Source organism: Stenotrophomonas sp. GbtcB23 (genome assembly GCF_019091045.1).
Taxonomy (GTDB): Bacteria; Pseudomonadota; Gammaproteobacteria; order Xanthomonadales; family Xanthomonadaceae; genus Stenotrophomonas; species Stenotrophomonas rhizophila_A.
The window spans coordinates 1-1,132 of sequence record NZ_JAGXKC010000125.1; the positions used below are offsets into that span (position 1 = coordinate 1).

The 1,132-nt window shown below is 59.7% G+C and carries 2 protein-coding genes; one reads left to right on the forward strand and one right to left on the reverse strand.

The window, feature by feature from the left end:
- On the forward strand, positions 1-357 hold a 357-nt coding region (locus tag KVS69_RS18330; protein ID WP_217539421.1), incomplete at its 5' end, for a hypothetical protein.
- Between the two features lie 104 nt (positions 358-461).
- On the opposite strand, the gene KVS69_RS18335 is transcribed toward KVS69_RS18330, so the two are convergent.
- Positions 462-773 carry a hypothetical protein gene (locus KVS69_RS18335; protein WP_095364192.1) on the reverse strand — a complete coding sequence of 104 codons (312 nt, stop codon included), beginning with the start codon at positions 771-773 and terminating at the stop codon, positions 462-464.
- Positions 774-1,132: the final 359 nt, after the last annotated feature.

The following is a 1,132-nucleotide window of genomic DNA, read 5'->3' on the forward strand; positions in this document are numbered from 1 at the left end:
TCCATTGACACTGAAGGATGTAGGGCAGCGTACAAGGGCGCTTTCAACCCAGGAGTAATCGGTGCAAACGTTGCCAGAATGCTTTTCTCTGGCGCTCGCGAGCTATTGGGCTTTGTTACGTCGCGCGCGCCCTGGGGGACGGCTTCACTCTTGAGCCTGATGATTGAGCCCGGAGATGTGGAGCTTCAGTTCGAAGATGGGAAGGTTCCTGAAATCCTAGAGAAGCACTTTGGCTTTAGTAAGGAGCGTATTGAAGAGTTGCGTGCGCTCTCCGCTGAAAGCGATGAACAACAGCCCCCCTCTAAGACACGAAAGAAGAAGAGAAAGGCTGCTGTTCTCCAAACCGAAATCAAGTAAGCACATCTTAGATCTCAAGCCATTTTTGCTTAGATCTAGAGCTTTTTTCTCAAATACATCACCGGCCTCTCGATCAGATCTTGGGATGTGACTGTCGCTGATCGTCAGGGCAGCGTGAACTTCCGCGCCATGCGGGTCGGCCACAGCGAGGTGAACTGCGCACCGCCCTCCAGCCGGTAGGCGGCCGACACGCTGTGCAGCACGCCCAGCCGTTCCAGCACATCCTTGGCGCGACGGAAGGCCGGGCGCGGGTCGGCGGTGAACATGAAGAGGTTGATCTCCTTGGCGCTGACGTCGTAGCCGTCCAGCTTTGCGGCGCTGCCCAGGGCGGTGCCCAGTTCGGCCTCGAGCGTGGCCAGGAAGGCTTCGTCGTCCAGCGACTTTCTCCAGAACTTGATGATCAGCTGGTAATCCATGCGGCGGGCCCGGGGTTGGCAATGAGGACTGCCCAGAGTACCCCTGTTCCTGCACCCGGGTATTGCTGTGCGGGAACAGCGAACCTGCCCGGCGACCGGAGCAGTTGAATGCGATGTCCGCCGCGTCTGCCCAGGTTGGCACGTCACTACAACAATTCCGATCCCGACACCGCCGCCCGATGGCGCACGGGTGATGACGGCCTGCCGGGATCCCGCGCCCTGCAACGACTTCGAAGCAGCGCTTGAATGGTTTAGTCAGGTTCGATTGATGTAGTCGATTGCAGCAGCAGAGCCCGTGGGTAGGATCGGCGCCCTTCCGCGCCCCCTGCGCCTGCCGCGACGCCCTGCCTGTGCCGACG

Bases quoted from the DNA above. Each gene is read 5' to 3' on its own strand.
- KVS69_RS18335 (WP_095364192.1), bottom strand. From the start codon at position 773: ATGGATTACCAGCTGATCATCAAGTTCTGGAGAAAGTCGCTGGACGAC.